Origin of the sequence: Paenarthrobacter aromaticivorans (assembly GCF_019038615.1) — a bacterium.
Taxonomy (GTDB): domain Bacteria; phylum Actinomycetota; class Actinomycetes; order Actinomycetales; family Micrococcaceae; genus Arthrobacter; species Arthrobacter aromaticivorans.
This window is the reverse complement of sequence record NZ_JAHOPC010000002.1, coordinates 1-17,672: the sequence shown is the minus strand read 5'-3', so window position 1 is coordinate 17,672 and position 17,672 is coordinate 1. Positions and strand designations below refer to the sequence as shown.

Annotated in this window: 17 protein-coding genes and 1 rRNA gene; 7 read left to right on the top strand and 11 right to left on the bottom strand. The window is 62.7% G+C overall.

Annotated features, from left to right (window positions below):
* The first annotated feature begins 11 nt into the window (after positions 1 to 11).
* From KSW38_RS03645 to KSW38_RS03625, 5 genes are all read left to right on the top strand, one after another.
* Entirely contained in the window at positions 12 to 1,112 is a 1,101-nt protein-coding gene (locus KSW38_RS03645) for a class I SAM-dependent methyltransferase (protein WP_254186070.1), read from the top strand.
* Between the two features lie 71 nt (positions 1,113 to 1,183).
* Complete coding sequence (locus KSW38_RS03640; protein ID WP_216922889.1) at positions 1,184 to 1,825, top strand: GntR family transcriptional regulator; 642 nt, start codon at positions 1,184 to 1,186, stop codon at positions 1,823 to 1,825.
* Between the two features lie 23 nt (positions 1,826 to 1,848).
* Entirely contained in the window at positions 1,849 to 3,369 is a 1,521-nt protein-coding gene (locus tag KSW38_RS03635) for an MmgE/PrpD family protein (RefSeq protein ID WP_216922888.1), read from the top strand.
* Positions 3,370 to 4,275, top strand: coding sequence for a methylisocitrate lyase (gene prpB / locus KSW38_RS03630; protein ID WP_216922886.1), 906 nt, complete (start codon positions 3,370 to 3,372; stop codon positions 4,273 to 4,275).
* 75 nt (positions 4,276 to 4,350) lie between these two features.
* Positions 4,351 to 5,490 (top strand): bifunctional 2-methylcitrate synthase/citrate synthase, encoded by a 1,140-nt coding sequence (locus KSW38_RS03625; RefSeq protein WP_216922883.1) that lies wholly within the window; start codon positions 4,351 to 4,353, stop codon positions 5,488 to 5,490.
* A 93-nt stretch (positions 5,491 to 5,583) separates the two neighbouring features.
* Here the strand turns inward: KSW38_RS03625 and KSW38_RS03620 are convergent, their stop codons facing one another.
* The gene (locus KSW38_RS03620) at positions 5,584 to 6,078 is read right to left on the bottom strand and encodes an 8-oxo-dGTP diphosphatase (protein ID WP_216922881.1); all 495 of its coding nucleotides are present in this window, start codon (positions 6,076 to 6,078) and stop codon (positions 5,584 to 5,586) included.
* A 74-nt stretch (positions 6,079 to 6,152) separates the two neighbouring features.
* Here KSW38_RS03620 and KSW38_RS03615 point away from each other — a divergent pair, with 74 nt between their 5' ends.
* Positions 6,153 to 6,938 (top strand): hypothetical protein, encoded by a 786-nt coding sequence (locus KSW38_RS03615; protein ID WP_254186069.1) that lies wholly within the window; start codon positions 6,153 to 6,155, stop codon positions 6,936 to 6,938.
* A gap of 8 nt (positions 6,939 to 6,946) precedes the next feature.
* Here KSW38_RS03615 and xerD read toward each other — a convergent pair whose 3' ends face one another.
* The 9 genes from xerD to KSW38_RS23330 all read right to left on the bottom strand — a co-directional run bounded on the left by xerD (position 6,947) and on the right by KSW38_RS23330 (position 16,257).
* Positions 6,947 to 7,906, bottom strand: a complete 960-nt coding sequence (gene xerD, locus KSW38_RS03610) for a site-specific tyrosine recombinase XerD (protein ID WP_216923792.1) — start codon at positions 7,904 to 7,906, stop codon at positions 6,947 to 6,949.
* A gap of 2 nt (positions 7,907 to 7,908) precedes the next feature.
* Complete coding sequence (locus KSW38_RS03605) at positions 7,909 to 8,571, bottom strand: NUDIX domain-containing protein (protein ID WP_216922879.1); 663 nt, start codon at positions 8,569 to 8,571, stop codon at positions 7,909 to 7,911.
* Between the two features lie 35 nt (positions 8,572 to 8,606).
* Positions 8,607 to 10,352, bottom strand: coding sequence for a CTP synthase (pyrG, locus tag KSW38_RS03600; protein WP_216922878.1), 1,746 nt, complete (start codon positions 10,350 to 10,352; stop codon positions 8,607 to 8,609).
* Between the two features lie 146 nt (positions 10,353 to 10,498).
* Positions 10,499 to 12,238, bottom strand: a complete 1,740-nt coding sequence (recN, locus tag KSW38_RS03595) for a DNA repair protein RecN (protein ID WP_216922876.1) — start codon at positions 12,236 to 12,238, stop codon at positions 10,499 to 10,501.
* A 3-nt stretch (positions 12,239 to 12,241) separates the two neighbouring features.
* Complete coding sequence (locus tag KSW38_RS03590) at positions 12,242 to 13,318, bottom strand: NAD kinase (RefSeq protein ID WP_216922873.1); 1,077 nt, start codon at positions 13,316 to 13,318, stop codon at positions 12,242 to 12,244.
* A 13-nt stretch (positions 13,319 to 13,331) separates the two neighbouring features.
* Complete coding sequence (locus KSW38_RS03585) at positions 13,332 to 14,144, bottom strand: TlyA family RNA methyltransferase (RefSeq protein ID WP_216922872.1); 813 nt, start codon at positions 14,142 to 14,144, stop codon at positions 13,332 to 13,334.
* Between the two features lie 3 nt (positions 14,145 to 14,147).
* Positions 14,148 to 14,411, bottom strand: coding sequence for a hypothetical protein (locus tag KSW38_RS03580; protein WP_216922871.1), 264 nt, complete (start codon positions 14,409 to 14,411; stop codon positions 14,148 to 14,150).
* A gap of 9 nt (positions 14,412 to 14,420) precedes the next feature.
* Entirely contained in the window at positions 14,421 to 15,407 is a 987-nt protein-coding gene (locus tag KSW38_RS03575) for an HAD-IIA family hydrolase (protein WP_216922870.1), read from the bottom strand.
* Positions 15,400 to 16,257: a tetratricopeptide repeat protein gene (locus KSW38_RS23330; protein WP_223948590.1), complete on the bottom strand. Its 858-nt coding sequence runs from the start codon at positions 16,255 to 16,257 to the stop codon at positions 15,400 to 15,402. The genes KSW38_RS03575 and KSW38_RS23330 overlap by 8 nt, the downstream gene beginning before the upstream one ends.
* A gap of 6 nt (positions 16,258 to 16,263) precedes the next feature.
* Between KSW38_RS23330 and KSW38_RS23325 the strand changes: the two genes are divergently transcribed.
* Entirely contained in the window at positions 16,264 to 17,340 is a 1,077-nt protein-coding gene (locus tag KSW38_RS23325) for a hypothetical protein (RefSeq protein WP_254186068.1), read from the top strand.
* 210 nt (positions 17,341 to 17,550) lie between these two features.
* Here the strand turns inward: KSW38_RS23325 and rrf are convergent.
* A 5S ribosomal RNA gene (gene rrf, locus KSW38_RS03565) occupies positions 17,551 to 17,667 on the bottom strand.
* Positions 17,668 to 17,672 lie beyond the last annotated feature (5 nt).

Below are 17,672 nucleotides of genomic sequence, written 5' to 3'. Positions count from 1 at the left end.
AAGGAAATACCATGGAGACCACCCAGCCCGGGAAGTATGAAACGGCGACGATGCCCGGAATGTCACTTGAAGAAGCGAGGCAGGAAGCCACCGGCAGGCTGATTGACATCCTGAACAGCTCATCCATCGGACTGCTCATTGCCGTGGGCCATCAAACCGGCCTGTTTGAGACCCTTGCCTCGCTGCCCCCTGCGACAAGCCAACTTATAGCGGACGCTGCAGGAGCACATGAGCGTTACGTCCGCGAATGGTTGGGAGGGATGACGACCGCAGGGTTCGTGCACTTCGAACCCAGCGATTCAACGTACTACCTTCGTCCTGAATTTGTTCCGGTTCTCTGCGGGACCGGAACGGAAAACCTGGCCCGTACACTGCAGTATCTCCCCCTGATGGGTGAGGTGGCTCCCAAGATCGTCAAGGCGTTCCGGGACGGCGGTGGAACAAACTACGGTGACTACCCGCAGTTCCACCACATCATGGCCTCCGAAAGCGCTGCAGTGAATGACGCCTCGCTTTTGGACTCGATTCTCCCGTTGACTGGCTGCGAAGGTGCCTTGCAGGCAGGAATCGCCGTGGCGGATATTGGCTGCGGCGAAGGGCATGCAGTAAACCTACTGGCCAGCACTTTTCACCACAGCACTTTCACGGGATACGACTTCTCTGACGAGGCGCTGACTGTGGCGCGGGCCGAAGCGGCAGCATCGAAGCTTCCAAACGTCCAGTTCACGCTCAGGGACGTAACCCGGCTTGAGGCAGAAGGCCAGTACCACCTCGTAACAGCCTTTGACGCCATCCACGACCAAGCCCATCCTGCCCAGGTCTTGCGAAACATCTACAAGGCACTGAAGCCCGGAGGAACCTTCCTCATGGTGGACATCAACGCCTCCAGCAACCTGGAAAAGAACGCCGACCTGCCGTGGGCCTCCTTCCTCTACACCATCTCCACTTTCCATTGCATGGCCGTCTCCCTGGGGCAGGGCGGGGAAGGCTTGGGAACCGTGTGGGGCAAGGAACTGGCAGCGGCGATGATCCGTGAAGCTGGCTTCAGCAGCGTGGAAGTCAAGGAACTCGAGGAAGATCCGTTCAACGTTTACTACGTTGCCAATCGCTAGCAATGTATACATAAACAGACAGTTGAGTCCCTATTGCTGTAAATTGCCGGGTTTATGTATACACTAAAGTCATGCGCGCCAGTGATCGGGCCTACGCGGCTCTCCGTGAAGACATCATTGAGTGGCGCCTGCGGCCGGGAACGGTTCTGGCCGAAGTAGAACAGTCCGAACGGCTGGGTGTCTCCCGGACGCCGGTCCGGGAGGCGTTGGGCCGGCTCACCGCAGAAGGACTGACGACGGCGGCAGGTGGGCGCGGCGTCGTCGTTACCGATATTTCCCTGGACAGCATCGATGAATTGTTCGAGCTGCGCGAAACGCTGGAGGTCAGGGCAGCAGCTCTGGCTGCCCAGCGAGGAGAGCCGGGCGTTTTTGCCGAACTGCAGGCCCAACTCCTGAGGGCGCCGGATCTGCTCAGCGAGAAGGATCCTGCACGTCACGAGTATTACGCGTTGGTTGGCCGTCTGGATGAGGCTATCGACGCGGCGATCTCCAACTCCTACCTGGCCAATGCCATGCGGAGCCTTCGCGTCCACCTGGTCCGGGTGCGCCGGCTGGCCGCCGATGACGCCGCCAGGCTTCACGCCGCGGCTGCCGAGCATGCCGCCATCGCTGAAGCGATCGCCGCAGGCAACCCGCGGCTGGCCGAAGCCGCCACCACACTTCATCTGCACCGAAGCCTTACCCACGTCAAGGCCGCTCACGTGGCCCGCTAGAAACCCTCATTAGAAGGAGCACCATGGTCAAGAACAACCACGTCCGTGTTTACAAGTCCGAAGAGAACCTGCCCCGTGAGGAGCAGTTGGCCCACAAGATCGCTGTGGTCGCCGCCGACCCCGTAGAGGTCACCCCCGAGGTGACGGATATGGTGATCAACCGGATCATCGATAACGCCTCGGTGGCCATCGCGTCGTTGAACCGGGCACCGATCGTCGCAGCACGTGCCCAGGCATTGACGCATGGGCCGTCCGCGAACGGCAAGGGTTCTGCCGTGTTCGGTATCACGGAGCGGGTGTCCCCGGAGTGGGCTGCGTGGGCGAACGGTGTGGCGGTGCGTGAGCTGGATTACCACGACACTTTCCTGGCCGCTGATTACTCCCACCCCGGGGATAACATCCCGCCGATCCTCGCCGTCGCCCAGCACGTGGGCTCCAACGGCAAGGATCTGGTCCGGGCCATCGCTACCGGCTACGAGATCCAGGTGAACCTGGTCAAGGCCATCTGCCTGCACAAGCACAAGATCGACCACGTCGCCCACCTCGGCCCGTCCGCCGCGGCCGGTATCGGCACCCTGCTGGGCCTGGACGTGGAGACGATCTTCCAGTCCGTCGGCCAGGCCCTGCACACCACCACCGCCACCCGGCAGTCCCGCAAGGGCGAAATCTCCACCTGGAAGGCCCACGCCCCCGCTTTTGCCGGGAAGATGGCCGTCGAAGCAGCGGACCGGGCCATGCGTGGACAAACCTCCCCGGTGCCGATCTACGAAGGCGAAGACGGCGTGATCGCCTGGATGCTCGACGGCCCCGACGCCTCCTACGAGGTCCCGCTGCCGCTGCCCGGGGAAGCCAAGCGCGCCATCCTGGACACCTACACCAAGGAACACTCCGCCGAGTACCAGGCCCAGGCCTGGATCGACCTCGCCCGCAAGCTCCACAAGGAACACCCCGAAACCACCGACCCGGCGAACGTGGCCTCGGTGCTGATCAAGACCAGCCACCACACCCACTACGTGATCGGTTCCGGTGCGAACGATCCCCAGAAGTACTCCCCCACCGCGTCGCGGGAAACCCTGGACCATTCCATCCCGTACATCTTCACCGTCGCATTGCAGGACGGTACCTGGCACCACGTGGACTCTTACGCCTCAGAACGTGCCGCCCGACCGGACACCGTGGACCTCTGGCAGAAGGTCACCACCGTGGAGGACCCGGAATGGACCCGCCGGTACCACTCCCTGGACATCGCCGAGAAAGCCTTCGGCGGTTCTGTGGAAATCACCCTCACGGACGGAACAGTGATCACCGACGAAATCGCCGTCGCCGACGCGCACCCGCTCGGTGCCCGGCCGTTCGCCCGCGAGCAATACATCAACAAGTTCCGCACCCTCGCGGCCGGACTCGTGGAGGAAGCCGAGATCGAACGGTTCCTCACCGCCGTCGAACGCGTCACCGAACTCGGCGAAGGCGGACTGGACCAGCTCAACATCACCGCAGCGCCCGGCGTGATCAACCTCAACGCAGCGCCGAAGGGACTGTTCTAGATGCTGTACTCCACCACCACCCCCGAACAGAAAAGACTCAAGCTCCGCGAGCTGCTGAACTCCGGCACCGTGCAGCAGTTCCCGGGGGCGTTCAACCCGCTCTCGGCACGACTGATCGAGGAAAAGGGCTTCGCCGGGGTCTACATCTCCGGCGCGGTCCTGGCCAACGACCTCGGCCTGCCCGACATCGGCCTGACCACCCTCACCGAAGTCGCCACCCGCGCCGGGCAGATCGCCCGCATGACCGACCTGCCCTCCCTCGTGGACGCGGACACCGGCTTCGGTGAACCCATGAACGTGGCCCGCACCATCCAGGAACTCGAAAACGCCGGCCTGGCCGGCTGCCACATCGAGGACCAGTTCAACCCCAAACGCTGCGGCCACCTCGACGGCAAAAACGTCGTGGACATCGACACCGCCACCAAACGCATCCGCGCCGCGGCAGATGCCCGCCGAGACCCGAACTTCCTCATCATGGCCCGCACCGACATCCGCGCCGTCGAAGGAATCCAAGCAGCACAAGACCGTGCCCGCGCTTTGGTCGACGCCGGCGCCGACGCGATCTTCCCCGAAGCCATGGCTGATCTGAGCGAGTTCCAGGCCATCCGCGACGCTGTGGACGTGCCCATCCTGGCCAACATGACGGAATTCGGAAAGTCCGACCTCTTCACCGTGGACCAGCTCCAAGGCGTCGGGGTAAACATGGTCATCTACCCCGTCACCCTCCTCCGCATTGCCATGGGCGCTGCAGAGCGTACGCTGGAATCGATTAAGGCTGCGGGGACCCAAGAGGCACAAGTGGAAAACATGCTCACGCGTGCGCGCCTCTACGAACTCGTGGATTACGAGGCATACAACCAGTTCGATACCGGCGTTTTCAACTTCCAGGTTCCTGGCATCCGCTAGGTCCGGGAATCACCAAGGGGACAGCAGGCATTCCGGCAACCCGGGGCGCTTGCACTATGAACGAAGGAGTTCAGCATGGCTGCTGAAGACATCAAAAAAGGCCTTGCCGGCGTCGTGGTGGACTACACCGCCGTCTCGAAGGTCAATCCGGACACCAACTCGCTGCTATACCGCGGATACCCGGTCCAGGAACTGGCCGCGAAGTGCAGCTTTGAAGAGGTTGCCTACCTGCTATGGAACGGCGAACTGCCCGACGATGCCCAACTGGCTGAATTTGTTGCCCGCGAACGCGCCGGGCGTGCCCTGGACCCGGTGGTCAAGTCAGTTATTGACACGCTGCCCACCACCTCGCACCCCATGGACGTGTGCCGAACGGCTGCTTCCGTGCTGGGAGCCCGGCACGAGCTGGCCGAAGATTCATCCCCCGATGCCAACATGAAGAAGGCTATCGATCTCTGGGCTGCGATGCCTGCCGTGGTCGCCTACGACCAGCGCCGCCGTCGCGGCCAGGACGTTGTTGAGCCCCGGGAGGACCTGGACTACTCGGCCAACTTCCTGTGGATGACATTCGGCGAAGACCCAGTGGACGAGGTTGTGGAGGCCTTCAACGTCTCGATGATCCTCTACGCGGAGCACTCCTTCAACGCCTCCACCTTCACAGCCCGCGTGGTCACCTCCACACTCTCGGACCTGCACTCGGCCGTGACCGCAGCTATCGGCGCCCTCAAAGGCCCGTTGCATGGCGGGGCCAACGAAGCCGTCATGCACACCTTCGACGAGATCGGCATCCGCAGCGAAGAATCCATGGAAGAAGCCGCCGTACGGGCCCGGGCATGGATGGAAGACGCCCTGGCACAGAAAAAGAAAGTCATGGGCTTCGGGCACCGCGTCTACAAACACGGCGACTCCCGCGTGCCCACCATGAAAGCGGCCTTGGACAAGATGATCGCCCACTACGGACGGCCCGAACTCCTGGGACTCTACAACGGACTCGAACAAGCCATGGACGAAGCCAAGGCCATCAAACCCAACCTTGACTACCCCGCCGGACCCACGTACCACCTCATGGGATTCGACACCCAAACGTTCACCCCGTTGTTCGTTGCCAGCCGGATCACCGGCTGGACCGCCCACATCATGGAACAGTTCGCCTCGAACTCCCTCATCCGACCGCTCAGCGAATACAACGGACCGGAAGAGCGGCACGTGCCGTAGCTTCCTGGCACTTGGTAGCGGTGGAAGCATACGACGGCGGGCCGGTCACCGAAAGGCGACCGGCCCGCCGTCGTATGCTTGAAAGCCTGTTTTCTAGTCGGTTCCGACCCAATCAATGGTGTGAACTTCGGCAACGCTCTCGTTATCGGCAGCCAAGTCCACTCGAACTGCGATCCGCTGCCCCGAAATCATGGCGGGCAGCCAATGCTCGGCGTCGGCCCACATGCGTTCCACCGGTAGCTTGGACACCGGGAACCATTCAGGCGCAATCTCGTCGCTCTCGGACGGTTCGCCCACCCAAGCACGCGTCAGGTACACGGTGGTGTACATGTTCCATTCGGGCCTGGCAGGGAACACGAAATCGATGATGCCGGCGGGGATCAGGTCTGCGGCTTCGACCACCACGCTGATTTCCTCCATGACCTCGCGGCACACGGCCTGCAGTGCCGTCTCCCCCGGCTCCACATGCCCACCCACGCCCACCACTTTCCCACGCCCAAAACCGGTCTTCTTGGTACCGAGGAGTACGTGTTCCCCGTCCACGCCGTCACGGAGGAGGAAGCACAGTGTCACATGGGCTGCTGTCATGCTGCCTACCTTAACCCGATCACCTGTACCAGTGGTGCCATTGCCACAGTCCGCCCAATTGCTACAGTGAGCCCATGAACGAAGGTGGGGGCGAAGCGCGTGCCGGGACACAGGCACAAGCACAGGCCGTCAACCATGAGGTGAAGTCCCAGGCCGGCGAAGATGTCGAAACAGCTCCTTTGGCCGAGGCCCCATCACACACCAGGGCCGGGCAGGAGCGCGACGCCTGGCTGCCCCGCTGGGTGGTGGCGCATCCGCTCTACGCCGGCTGGGCCTGGACAGTGGTATGGGCCGGACTCATTGTCCTGGATGAGGTGGTGGATCTGGCTGGATGGACTTGGTATTTGCTGGTCCTGGCAGCTGCCCTGCCAACGCTGCTGTCCACGCTGGCCGTGCTGCACGCCACCCCTCGCAGCCACCTCAAGGCAGTGGACGCCACTGTCCTGGGCCATTTCTTCGTCCGCTTCCTCGCCCTGGTGGTCGCCTTCATGGTGTGGGCTGCCTCCGTGGTGATGAGTGCTTCCATCTCGACCACGGTGCAAACCGTCATCGGCGACTCCGAAAAGGAGGTGACCGCACTCGGCTTCAACCTCATGCTGGCCTCGGTCCCCCTGGTGCTCTCTGTCCTGTGGATGGCGTTCATCGTGCGGTGCGCCTGGTTCCTCCGCCGGCTACGCGGTTGGCGGCAAATACCGTTGAAGACGCGGGTACCCAAAAAGTTCCTTAAGGGACAGCCGCGGTTGAAGCGCGTGGTGGTGGGGCTGGCCCACCCAGGGCTTTTGCTCGTGGCCGGTTTGGGGACGTCACTGCTGGCATTGTTCGTCGATGCCGTGGAGCTGACGTTCAGCGTACTGGAATAGCGGCAACGTCAGCCGAGCGCCCGGGGATGGGCAGCAGCGTAAACTTCCCGCAAGGTATCGGCGGTGACCAAAGTGTAGACCTGGGTGGTGGTAACCGATGCGTGCCCCAACAGCTCCTGGACTACGCGTACGTCCGCCCCGCCTTCCAGAAGATGCGTGGCAAAAGAGTGCCGCAAGGTGTGGGGTGATACATCCTTGGTGATGTTTGCCTTCTCTGCAGCAGCTTTGAGGATTGTCCAGGCACTTTGCCTGCTGATCCTGCCGCCACGGGCGTTCAGGAACAAGGCGGGAGTGCCCTTGCCCTTGGATGCCAGCAGCGGCCTTCCGCGGACCACATAGGCTCCGACGGCGCGTGCACCGTAAGAGCCCAAAGGAACCAACCGCTCCTTGGAACCTTTGCCGAAGAGCCTGACTATTGCAGGTTCGCCGCCGGCGTGCTCCAGGGATACGTCGTCGACGTCCAGCCCTACGGCCTCGCTGATGCGCGCACCGGTGGAGTAGAGAAATTCAAGCAACGCCCGGTCCCTCAGCCCCGTCGCCGAGTCCGAACCCGCAGCTTCTAGGATCCGCGTTACTTCACCAACGCTGATGGCTTTCGGAAGCCGTTTGCCCGGCATCGGCGGGTGGACATCACTGGCGGGATCCGACGTCGTGGTTCCTTCAAGGGCCCAAAACTTATGGAGTCCGCGAACGGCCACAATGGTCCTGGCGGCGGAGCGGACGCCGAGGGGCGCAGCGCCATCGGAGCCGTCGGACAACGCCTGGGCGAAGGCAGTCACATGATGCCGAGTGATGTCTCCGGGCCGTTCCACGCCTTGGCCAGCCAGGAAGTTCGAATATCGGGCAAGGTCACGACGATAGGCAGCCAAGGTGTTGGCTGCCAAGCCGCGTTCCACCCCCACGTGCTGGAGGTAGTCCGTAACTCCGCGATCGATGCGGTTGGCAGTACGGGTGGCGGCCTCGGCCATTCTCAGCGCTGGCTCGGGTGCGCGGGCCACGGCGCGTCAGCGGGCCGCAGGCTGGAAAAGCCATCGGCCTTCGCGGCGGCGGCCGCAAGGATTCCCAGGACCGCGGACGGATTGTGCAGGCGGCCTTCAAGGACGGCTTTCACGGCATCGTCGAGCGGAATCCAGTGGAACTCAATTTCTGACTCTTCGTCCGTGCGGACATGCAGGTCAGCCTCGGGAACAGCGCTCAATCCACGAGCCAGATAAATCCGAACAGCCTCGCTGGACGATCCCGGAGAGTTGAAGAAGTCCACCAGGACATTCCACGTGGCCGCAACAAGATCAGCTTCCTCGGCGAGCTCCCTGGCGGCGCCCGCCACGAACTCCTCGCCCTCAACGTCCAACAAGCCAGCCGGGATTTCCCAGAGGTCCATACCAACGGGGTGCCTGTACTGCTTCAGGAGCAGGATTTCCCCGTCAACGTTCATCGGCAGCACGGCCACCGCCCCCGGGTGGTCGATGTAGTCCCGGACCAGGGTGTCCGTGTCCTCGCTGAGCTGGAAGGAGTCGCTGACCACATCCCAGATACGGCCTTCGTAGACCTTGCTGGTGGACAAAAGACGGCGCGGGCTCGGCATATCCGAAACCTGCCTTGAGGTGCTGGGGGTTTCAGAAATGCCGGGCATCGCGCCGTCCTTCGTTAGTGCTTGCGTTTTACCTGTTACTTGGCAGCTACTGCACGGGCGCCGGTCTTGGTCCCCACGACGCTGCCTTCACGACGCTCCAAAGCTGCCTTCACGAGGCCTGCGAAGAGCGGGTGCGGACGCGTCGGGCGGGAGCTAAGCTCCGGGTGTGCCTGCGTAGCAACGTAGTACGGGTGCACTTCGCGGGGAAGTTCAACGTACTCAACCAGCTTGCCGTCAGGAGAGGTACCCGAGAAGACCAAGCCCTCTGCCGCGATTTGGTCACGGTACTTGTTGTTGACCTCGTAGCGGTGGCGGTGGCGTTCGCTCACTGAAGTGGCACCGTACGTCTCTGCGACAACGGAGCCCTCGTCGAGCTTGGCTTCGTAGAGGCCCAGGCGCATGGTGCCGCCGAGGTCTCCCTTGCCTTCCACAATGTCCAACTGTTCTTCCATGGTGGCGATGACCGGGTATTTGGAGTCCGGCTCAAACTCGCTGGACGAGGCGCCTTCCAAGCCAACCACGTTGCGCGCGTATTCGATCACCATGCACTGCAGGCCCAGGCACAGGCCCAAGACCGGGAGCTTGGATTCACGGGCGAACTTCAGTGCACCCAGCTTGCCTTCAAGGCCACGGATACCGAAGCCGCCCGGTACGCAAATGGCGTCGACGCCGGCGAGGGACTTGGTGGCGCCAGCGAGGGTTTCGCATTCGTCAGAGGGAACCCAGCGGATCTTGACTTTGGCTTCATTCGCGAATCCACCTGCGCGGAGGGCCTCGGTCACCGAAAGGTAGGCATCCGGAAGATCGATGTACTTGCCAACCAGGGCGACTTCGACCTCATGCTTGGGGTTGTGGACAGCTTCGAGCAGCTTGTCCCACTTGCTCCAGTCAACGTCCTTGAACGGCAGGTCCAGCGCACGGACGATGTAGGAGTCCAGGCCCTGGGAGTGCAGCGTCTTGGGGATGTCATAGATGCTGGGTGCGTCAGCAGCGTTGACCACGGCATCGATATCGACATCGCACATGCGGCCGATTTTCTCGCGCATGGCGTCCGGCACTTCGCGGTCCGAACGGATCACGATGGCTTCGGGCTGGATACCGATGGAACGAAGGGCTGCCACGGAGTGCTGCGTAGGCTTGGTCTTCAGTTCCTGGGAAGGACCGATGTACGGAACCAGGGAAACGTGGAGGAAGAAGACATTGTTCCGGCCGATGTCCTGGCGCACCTGGCGGGCCGACTCAAGGAAGGGCTGCGATTCGATGTCACCAACCGTGCCACCGATTTCGGTGATGATGACATCCGGCGGGTTCTTGCCTTCGGCGGGAAGGCGCATGCGGCGCTTAATTTCATCCGTGATGTGCGGGATGACCTGAACGGTGTCTCCAAGGTACTCACCACGGCGTTCCTTCGCGATGACCGTGGAGTAGATCTGGCCCGTTGTGACGTTGGCCGAACCTTCGAGGTTTTCATCGAGGAAGCGCTCGTAGTGTCCGATGTCGAGGTCAGTTTCGGCGCCATCATCAGTCACGAAAACTTCGCCGTGCTGGAAGGGATTCATCGTGCCCGGATCCACGTTCAAATAGGGATCGAGCTTCTGCATAGTTACAGACAAACCGCGTGCCCGCAGCAGGTGGCCGAGGCTGGAAGCCGTCAGACCCTTACCGAGCGAGGACGCCACACCACCGGTGACGAAGATGTGTTTGGTCGTCTTGGACGAGCCCGGGAACCGGGAATTTACACGGGAATTTGATCGCTGCACCACGGAATTCGAGCTTATCATCAATTACGCCTTCCAAGCGTCCGTCCGGATTCCCCAAATGGTCAATGGTTGCCCAAGACCATGCCTGCAATCAAGAGCCGGGCGGGGCCAAGTGCACGGATGTGATAGTGGTCGCAGTCCGGCGCCAGCCGCCTGGCCTGAAATTCCTAGGCCTTCTGGGGAAGCAATTTCGCGTCGTCCAACAATTCCTGCGCGTGCGCCTGGGCAGATTCTGAGTCTTCCTGCCCGGCCAACATACGGGCAAGCTCCTTCACGCGCTCGTCGTCGTCCAGCAGTTGCACATCGCTGGAGGTGAATCCGGTGGACGTTTTTCCGTCGGCGCCCCGAACTGAGGTTTTGGTAACCCGGATGTGCTGGTCAGCGAAGGCAGCAACCTGTGGCAGGTGCGTCACAACGAGGACCTGGACGTGGCGGGCCAACATGGCCAGCCGGCGCCCGATCTCGACGGCAGCCCGTCCGCCGACTCCGGCGTCCACCTCGTCAAAGACGAATGTCGGCACAGGATCCACCGCAGCGAGGACTACCTCGATGGCAAGCATCACCCTTGAGAGTTCACCGCCGGAGGCTCCCTTGCCCAGTGGGCGCGCCGGAGCGCCGGAGTGTGGCTGAAGGAGGAAGGCGATCTCGTCCGTTCCCCAGGGGCCAAGCGATCCGCTGTCCTCGATTTGGATGATCAACGTGGCATCCGCCATGGCCAATGCCTTCAACTCCGCACTCACGCGGGCGGAGAGGTCCTTGGCCGCCTTGAGCCGGGCCTTGCTGATCGCTGCGGCTTGCTTGCGCAGGGTAGCTTCGGCCGAAGCTACTTCGGCATCCAAGGACTCGATGCGGCTTGAATCGTCCTGCAGCTCGTCCAAACGCACACGGGCCGTGGCCGCCCACTCCAGCACTTCATCGATGCTGGGGGCGTACTTGCGGATCAGTTTGGCCAAGGCCGCGCGGCGTGCCTCGATTTCAGAGAGCCGCTCCGGGCCTTCGGTGTCCAATGCGGCTTGGTAGCTGGACAAGTCAGCGGCGATATCGTTCAGCAGGAAGCCAACTTCGGCAAGGCGTGCGGCAGCGGCCCCCAACGCCTCATCATGTTCTGCAACATGCTCCAGCGTCCGCTTGGCGGCATCCACCATCGATGTGGCATCACCGGCATCCCCGAATTCCTCCGCGATGAGCGACTCATGTGCAGCCGCGGCCGCCAGCCGGAGTTCCTCAACATTTGCAAGCTTCACGGCTTCAGCTTTGAGGGTCTCATCCTCACCAGGCTGGGGATCCACGTCATCGATCTCTTTGAGCGCCGCGTCCAGCGACTCCGCCTCACGAAGCCGTTCCCGCGCTTCGCTGCGAAGGGTCTCCAACTCCGCCTGGATGGACTTCCAGTGGTTGTACAGGCCCTGGTACTCCTCCAGGCACTTGGCCAGTGGTGCACCAGCGAAGCGATCCAGGGCGTGTCGCTGTGCGGTAGCGCTTTTCAGCCGGATCTGATCCGACTGGCCATGCACCACTACCAGGCTCTCGCCAAGTTCGGCCAGAACCCCCACCGGTGCCGCCCGTCCCCCAACGTAAGCCCGGCTGCGGCCATCGGCACCAACGGTGCGGGCCAGCAGGAGTTCAGCGACGCCGTCGAACTCCTCCGCCTCACCGCCGGCCTCCTTGGCCCGCTCCACCGCGCTGTGGCCAGGATCAAGCTTCAGGACCGCCTCCGCGGAGGCAGATTTAGCGCCGCTCCGGACAGCGCCCGCATCCGAACGGGCACCCAGGAGAAGCCCGACGGCGGTCACCACCATGGTCTTGCCAGCACCGGTTTCACCGGTAACGACGCTGAGGCCGGGACCTAGCGGGAGGGCGGCATCAGTAATGACACCGAGGTCACGGATTCGGAGTTCTTCAAGCATGCTTCACTTCGCATTCGTGGGGTCGGATGGCTCACCGTGCCCCGGGTTCAGGGATGTTTCAGCGTTGCCGGGGCCGCTGGTGTCCGCGGGACCGCCCGCCTCCCGGGGAGTGGGCAAAGGAGCCGGTGAAAGGGTTCGGATCACGGGGATGGGGCCGGTGTGGACTTCCCCTGACCGGGGAGCCGGACCCCGCCAGCCGTGGATGGGGAGCTGGAACTTGCGCACAAGCCGTGCTGAGAAAGGAGTCCTGTGCGTCCGTGCCAGGCGTACAGGCGTGGCTGAGCGGGTCACCTCGACACGTGCTCCCGGAGGCAAGTCGACGGAACGCCTGCCATCACACCAAAGGACTCCTAAGGCATCGGTCCGGTTCATGATTTCCACGGCCAGCTTCGATCGCGGAGACACCACCAAAGGTTTCGCAAAAAGGGCATGGGCGCTGATCGGCACGATGACGAGCGCTTCCACTTCAGGCCACACCACCGGCCCACCAGACGAAAACGCGTACGCCGTTGATCCCGTTGGCGTCGCAAGGACCACGCCATCACAGCCGAACGACGTCAGCGGGCGTTCATCCACCTCGGTAACGACTTCAAGCATCCGTTCCCGGTTGGCTTTCTCGATAGCGGCCTCGTTCAACGCCCAGGTATGCCAGATCTTCTGGCCCTTGATCCACACCTGGACATCGATGGTCATGCGCTCTTCAACGGTGTACTGGCGGCTCGCGATCCACTCGACCGTTTGGGCCAGGTCAGCACGTTCGCTCTCTGCAAGGAAGCCCACGTGGCCCAGGTTGACGCCCAGCAAGGGAACGTCCACCTCCCGGACCAGTTCCGCCGCGCGCAGGATGGTTCCATCGCCACCCAGAACCATCACCAATTCCACGTCTTCCAAACTCACGTCGTCATGGAGGATCTCAATGGGGGTATCAACGGCACCAAAGAAACGCTCGACATCTGCCAATTCTGACTTCTGGAGGACCGGCACCAGGCCCGACGAGTGCAGCTGCGTACAGGCATCCCACGCCGCCCGGAGCGATTCCTCCCGCCCTGTGTGGGCAAGGACAAGTACATGCCTGCTCATCGGGTTCTGCTTTCTAGTCGTTTGGCCAGAGGTTCTGTATCAACGCAGCAACGTCCTCGTCCCGCTCTTCGATCTTAGGCAACACAGCGGACATCCTGCGCTTCATCCACAGGAAGTACTCAACATTTCCGTCCTGGCCCGGGAGTGGACTTGCCGCCAGGCCAAGAAGTTCCAGCCCGGCATCAACTGCAGCGCGGGCCACTTGGGCAACCGCCCGGCGTCGTTCATTCTCGGAAGATACGACGCCCGTGCGACTTAGCCGTTCCTTGCCGACTTCAAACTGCGGCTTGACCATCAGGACAAGGTCTCCGCCAGGTTCCGTGCAGGCAGCAAGCGGGCCCAGAACCAACGTCAGGGAAATGAAGGACAGATCGGCAACGGTCAGGGCCACGGTGCCGCCGATCTGGTCCGGCGTCATGTACCTGACGTTAAGCCCCTCATGGACCACCACCCGGGGATCATTACGAAGGAGCGGCACCAGCTGGTCATGCCCGACGTCGACCGCAACTACTTGCGCGGCTCCTTGCCGGAGCAGCACATCAGTGAAGCCGCCAGTGGAGGCTCCGGCGTCCAGGCACCGGCGGCCGGATACGGCGACCACGGGAAACGCTGCCAGCGCGCCAGCCAGCTTGTGCCCGGCGCGGCTCACGTAGATGTCCTCAAGGTGGGATTGGACGTCCAGGTCTGTACCGGCGTCCACTTGCTGGGCCGCTTTGGCGAAGACAACCCCGCCTGAACTCACCTTGCCGTCGCTAATGAGCTTGGCAGCATGCGTCCGGGACCTCGCCAGCCCACGCGCGACGAGTTCCTGATCAAGTCTTGCCATTCGCTAATTTTCGCCTTCCGGGCGGGTGGCAGTGGTATCCCGGTTGGCAGCGGGCGGCAGGCCAGGCTCGGCATCCAGAGCCTCCAGGAGGGAATCATGAATTGCTGCGTACAACCCGGCATGATCGGCCACCGGAGCGCCATGAACGGCCTCCAGCAAGCTGAGGGCACGGTCCACCGGGGCATCGCCGGTGGAATCCAGAGCCTCCGGCCAGTGCGCAGCGGTCCGTTCAGCCTCAGCTTCCGTGACATTGTTGGGCTCAGTCATCGCACCAGTCTAATGAGTTCGCCATTCCAGCTCCGGCGCTTGGGCCACAGCGGTGTCCGGGACCGCAGCCCACCACGCGGCACACGCCGCCCGCCACGCGTCGAGGTCATCCTTGTGCCCCGTGAGCGTGACCTTGCCGTCCTCGGCAATTGCTGATGCTGCACCGCAACGGAAGGTGCCGGCGTCGCTGACGATTTCCGGGTAAGGATTGTAAAGATCACCCAGATCGGCCAACAGGTAATCGGGACGCTCTTCCGTCCGTGCTGCCAGAATCGTTAGCGCGGTATCGACGCCGGTGAGTACCGCCGCCGTCGCAAAACCCGCCCGATTGCCGCCCAGGATGTCCGTGTCCAAACGGTCCCCCACCACCAAAGGGCGAGCGGAGTTCAGCCGCTTGGCAGCAGCGTGGAACAACGGTGCTTCGGGTTTCCCGGCCACCAACGGCGTCTTGCCCGTTGCGGCCGCAACTGCGGCGACGAGAGTACCGTTGCCAGGAGCCATACCGCGTGCCTGCGGGATGGACATATCCGTGTTGGTCGCGAACCATTGGGCGCCACCGGCAACAACATAGGAGGCCTCAGCGAGGTCCTTCCAGCCGATCTCCGGGTTGAAGCCCTGCACAACAGCCACCGGCGACTCCGCTGCACTGTGCACGGGCTTGAGGCCCACGAGTTCGATCTCGTGGGCCAACGCCGCACTGCCAGTGATAAGCACGTGAGCCCCCGCAGGCAGCATGGAAGCAAGCAACTCCCCCGCAGCCTGCGACGAGCTGACCACCTGGTGATCCTCCGCGGGCGCACCAAGTTCCCGCAAATGTGCGGCAACCTGGGCGGGAGTACGCGAGGCATTGTTCGTCACGTAACCCAACCCGACGCCTACTGTCTCCAGTCGCTGCAGCGACTCCACAGCCCCGGGAATGGCATGGGGACCTGCATAAACCACACCATCAAGATCGGAAAGTACAGCGTCAAAGGAGGAAATGAGTGAATCAGCCATGCTGGGAGTCAGTGCCCTGTTCCTCGGCGGGTTCCGCGTGGGAAACGGATTCGTCCGGCTCTTCCTCTGTTTCTTCTGCTTCGGCTTCGTCAGCCTCTTCTGCTGAATCGATGTCCGATTCGGCGTCGTCAGACTCGAAGTAATCCGACTCGACATCATCAATGTCAACGTCGTGTTCGGCATCTGCGGCAGCAGCCTCAGCGATCACCGATTCGCTTTCGGACCTAACGACGTCGGAATCCTCGCCGCGCTTCTCGAAACGCGGCTTGCGCGCAGCTGCTGCTTCTTCCTGCTCGTCCCAGCCGAGGTCAAGAATTTCCGGCTCGGCGAAGTCGCCAACACCCAAGGCATTCTCGGCAACCACTGCCTGACGAGCCCACTTTTCGGCTTCCTCAGTGCGACCCACAGCCGTCAATGCTTCCGCATACGCACGGAACAGGCGGGGGCTGTAGGAGAACGCACGGTTAATGTCCAGCTGCGGGATCTCAAGTTCGGCAACGGCAGCATCAAGCTGGTTGAGGTCCGCACGGGCGCCCGAAGCCACAATCGCCAGTTCTACCTTGCCCGGAGCATCCAGGTCCTGCGCTTCGGGAGAGCGGACCATGTCCAGTGCACGGTCCGGGCGGCCAAGGCCACGCTCGCAGTCCGCCATCACGGGCAGGTGAACGTTGGACCCGCTGATGCGGCGGTACGTACGGAATTCGCGGAGCGCTTCGCCATAGTGACCGGCAGCGTACGCCGTCAAACCAACAGCTTCCCGAACAGCCGAGAGCCGGCCACCCCTGCGGCTGGCAGCCAAGGCGTGCTGGAAGGCCAACTCGGGCTCGATGTCGATCAAGCGACCAGCCATGACCAGGTGCTTGGCAACCCAGCCTGCGCTCTGCTCTTCGAGGGTCTTGATCTGATGCCCGGTGGCGCGGTCAAGTTCCTTACCCGTGACATCCTCATCGATCTCGGGAGAACGCTCGCGGTCAGGACGGTTGGCGCTGCGAATGTCCTTCGCGTTGGGAACCCGGGCCGGACGCTCTCCCCAGGAGCTCGCGCGGTCACTGTTGAAGGGACGACGCTCGCCCCCACGCTCGGGACGGTCACCGAACGGCTTACGCTCGCCACGGTCACTGTTGTAGGGACGACGCTCATCACCATCACGACGCGGGCCATCAAAGTTCCGGGGGCCACGCTCAGGGCGGCTGCCGAAGGGCTTACGGTCACGATCGCCACCGAAGGAACGACGCTCGCCTCCACGCTCGGGACGGTCACCGAACGGCTTACGCTCGCCACGGTCATTGTTGTAGGGACGACGCTCACCATCACGGGCCGGACGGTCACCGAAGGGCTTACGCTCACCACGGTCATTGTTGAACGGACGACGCTCACCGTCACGGGCCGGACGGTCACCACGGTCACCAAAGGGCTTACGATCACCACCGAAGGGACGACGCTCACCATCACGGGCCGGACGATCTCCGAAGGGCTTACGCTCTCCACGGTCATTGTTGAACGGACGACGCTCACCGTCACGGGCCGGACGGTCACCACGGTCACCAAAGGGCTTACGATCACGATCGCCACCGAAGGGACGACGCTCACCATCGCGGGGCGGACGATCTCCGAAGGGCTTACGCTCACCACGATCATTGCTGAACGGACGACGCTCACCATCACGGGCCGGACGGTCACCACGGTCACCAAAGGGCTTACGCTCACGATCGCCGCTGAAGGAACGACCCTGCTCGTTGCCGTCGCGATTCCCCCTGGAACGGAATCCGCGGGGATCTCCACCGGAGTTGTTGTTGGGGCGGAAAGAACCGCGGTCACCGCGATTCCCGCCAAAGTTTCCGCGGTTGCCGTCGCGATTGCCGCCGTTGTGCTCAGCCATGGTGGATTCCTCCTGTTGCGAGCCGACCACTGGCGCGTGCGTAGTCGCTCATAACCCTTATTTCGTTGTCACGCCGTCTGCAGCACGGGGCTGCCGACTCGTATGTCTTATGCAATTCTAGGCGACAGCGCCTCAGGCGCCGAACATCAGGGCAGCTCCACGGGCGTCCCGTGGCCAGTCTCACAGCGTTGTTGGCGCTGTATCTTCTGGTGGTTAAAGTGGGGAAGCCCCGACCGTGGTGGTCGGGGCTTCCCGTTAATTGTTGTCCGGCGGTGTCCTACTCTCCCACACCCTCCCGGGTGCAGTACCATCGGCGCTGTGGGTCTTAGCTTCCGGGTTCGGAATGGGACCGGGCGTTTCCCCCACGCTATGACCGCCGTAACCTT